At 61.8% G+C, this 2,568-nt stretch carries 2 protein-coding genes; both read right to left on the reverse strand.

Annotated features, from left to right (window positions below):
* Positions 1-288: 288 nt before the first annotated feature.
* Positions 289-1,200 (reverse strand): PhzF family phenazine biosynthesis protein, encoded by a 912-nt coding sequence (locus tag E1297_RS02820; RefSeq protein ID WP_155133644.1) that lies wholly within the window; start codon positions 1,198-1,200, stop codon positions 289-291.
* Positions 1,201-1,315: 115 nt separating this feature from the next.
* The coding region (locus E1297_RS02825) for a GNAT family N-acetyltransferase (RefSeq protein WP_209015611.1) at positions 1,316-2,568 on the reverse strand (1,253 nt) is incomplete at its 5' end.

The following is a 2,568-nucleotide window of genomic DNA, read 5'->3' on the forward strand; positions in this document are numbered from 1 at the left end:
TGCGCCGCAGCGCTCTCGGACGTTATCCCCTGCTTGACCGGGTCATCCATACCGTGAGGTGTTCACTCGACCAGCTGCGCTTGTGGTAATGCAGCGGAGCGGATCCCATGGTCAGGCCATGGGATGGCGGTGAAAAGGGAGGGGTATCGGTACCCGAAACCCTTGGAATGAGGTGAGGGGTGGCTGGTCTTGCACAGACCTGTCAGCGATCGCTGCCGGGCCCGGGATTGGATCCCCGCGCAAGGCGGGGACGGCTGTTGTGGAACAGCTCTTCTGTGCGCGTCCCGATCAGACGAACAGCTCGCCGCGGGCGACCAGCTTGGCCTGTCCCCCGATGCGGACCGCGTGCATTTTGGAGCCGTTGATGTCGACCTCCAGATCGATCAGCGAGGGGCGGCCCATCATGAAGCCCTGTTCGATCCGGATGTGATGGGTGCCATTGGTCAGGCCGTCGTAGAAATGGACCACGCCGGCAAAGGCAGCCGCGGCCGAACCGGTGGCCGGGTCTTCGGGGATGCCCATGTCCGGGGCGAACAGGCGGGCCTGAAACGCGCTGTCATGGGAGCGGGTTTCGCGGCAATAGACATAGGCATCGCACGGGCCGTTGTTGCCGAAGCCGGCCTTCCAGCGGGGCATAAAGGGTTTGGCGCGCGACAGCGCATCCAGATCCCTGACCGGCACGAAATTGAAGGTGGGCCCAACCCCGAACCGTGAGGGGGCGTGGTTTTCAAAGCCGATGTCTTTCGGGTCGAGGCCAAGCGCTTCGGCAATCAGCTCGTTGTTGTGGGTGGGGCCTGCGGGCTCCGGCAGCCTGGGGACGTCAAACTCGGCAAAGGCGGCGGCGTGCTGCTGCAGGACCACGGCACAGCGGACAACGCCAATCCCCTGTTTCAGAACAACGACCGCATCCTGTTCGCCTTCGATGTCGCCGAAGCGTTCCATCGCCATCAGGATTGCGGTGCCCAGTGTCGGGTGACCGGCAAAGGGCAGCTCCATCACCGGCGTGAAGATGCGCATGTTTGCCGAGTGTCCGGGATTTTCCGGCGGGAACACGAAAACGGTCTCCGAAAGATTGAACTCGCGCGCGATCGCCTGCATGTGCGCATCACTCAACCCCTCCGCATCAAGAACCACGGCAAGCGGATTTCCGGCAAGCAGCGTGTTCGTAAAAACATCCAGAACGGCATAACGGCGGCCCATCGGCGCGGTCTCCCTAAAATCAACAGGGGGAAGTTTGTAGCGAATCGCGGCGACTTTTACACGGGCCGCGTCAGATCGCCAGTCTCCATGTCCTTGCAGCCGAAAAACTTTTCTTTCAGGCCGGTTGGTGCCGGCTCATGGTGGCGAGAACATGCAAGCCAAGCGCCCGGGCATAGGGAACGATCGCCGGGTCGGAGAAGTCCGGTCTCTGCCGGTAGATCCTGATGTCTGCCAGTTCCTGTTCGGCAGACTTCAGAGAGTGGTCGAGGATCTCCTGCCGCAGAAGTTCGGCAGGCTTGTCCACATGGATGACCCGGGCGATCGAGATCCGGGGGCCGTCCAGTGTGACCAAAAGCGGACCGGGCCGGACCTGCGATTGTCGCAATCCGGTTTCCTCTTCCAGTTCGCGGTAGATCGAGCCTTCGACATCGACTATCCCGCCGGACCGGATATCGCCGGGATCGAGATTGCCGCCGGGCGGGTAAACCCATCCGCTCGTTGCCGTGTGACTGGCCATAACCCCGTAAAGCAGCGCGCCGTCCGAGCTGACAATCACGGCCGACCCGAACATGTTGTAAGCCTCGCAATCGGGAGCGCCCCAGTCGCGCCAGGTGAGAAAGGCGGCGTAGGATGTCTCGGTGCAAGTGCCGGAAAAGACCCCGTCCGTGAGCGTGTAGCCGGTCAGCTTGAGGGTGCGGCCGTTCCACAGATGCGGGTTCTTATGCTTGAGAGCGGCAAAATGTGTTTCGACGGCCTCGGCATTTTCCGTTTCGAACCGCCAGGGCGCGGGCGACAGGCTGACATTCAGGGCTTTCAGCGGCTGGACCGCCGGAGGCAGCCGCTTCTCCATCATCGGAATGTCCTTGCCCGGCGACATTTCGCTCGCGCGTGTGGCGATGGTTGTGTAGCCGTGGCTTTCATAAAAGCTGCCTGCATGGGCATCGCTTTCAAGATAAAGCCGGTTGCGCCCGAGCGCGCGGGCATGATCTTCGGCGCGTGTGAGCAGCACGTGTCCGACCCCGCACCCCTGCGCCTCCGGAGCAACGAACAGGAAGTCGATCAGCAGCGTGTCTTCGCCGCTTGGGATCACCCCGCAAAAGGCGACCGGAGAATGGTTGATCTCTGCAATCGTGACGGACAACGTCTTGAGGGTTGCCTCAGTAATCCGCCAGTGTTCCCGGAACTCCGCCATGAGGCTTTCCGGATATCCCCAGGATCCCTTTGACCTGTGAAGGATATCGGTCAGGACAGGGGCATCTTTCGGGCAGGCAGCGCGCAATTTCAATGACATGCAAAAGGCCTTTTGGGATCCATAATGCAACAGGCCTATCGTGCGCGTGTAACAGGCGCAAGATGCGGGGGGGGGGG

Source organism: Roseibium sp. RKSG952 (assembly GCF_009711355.1).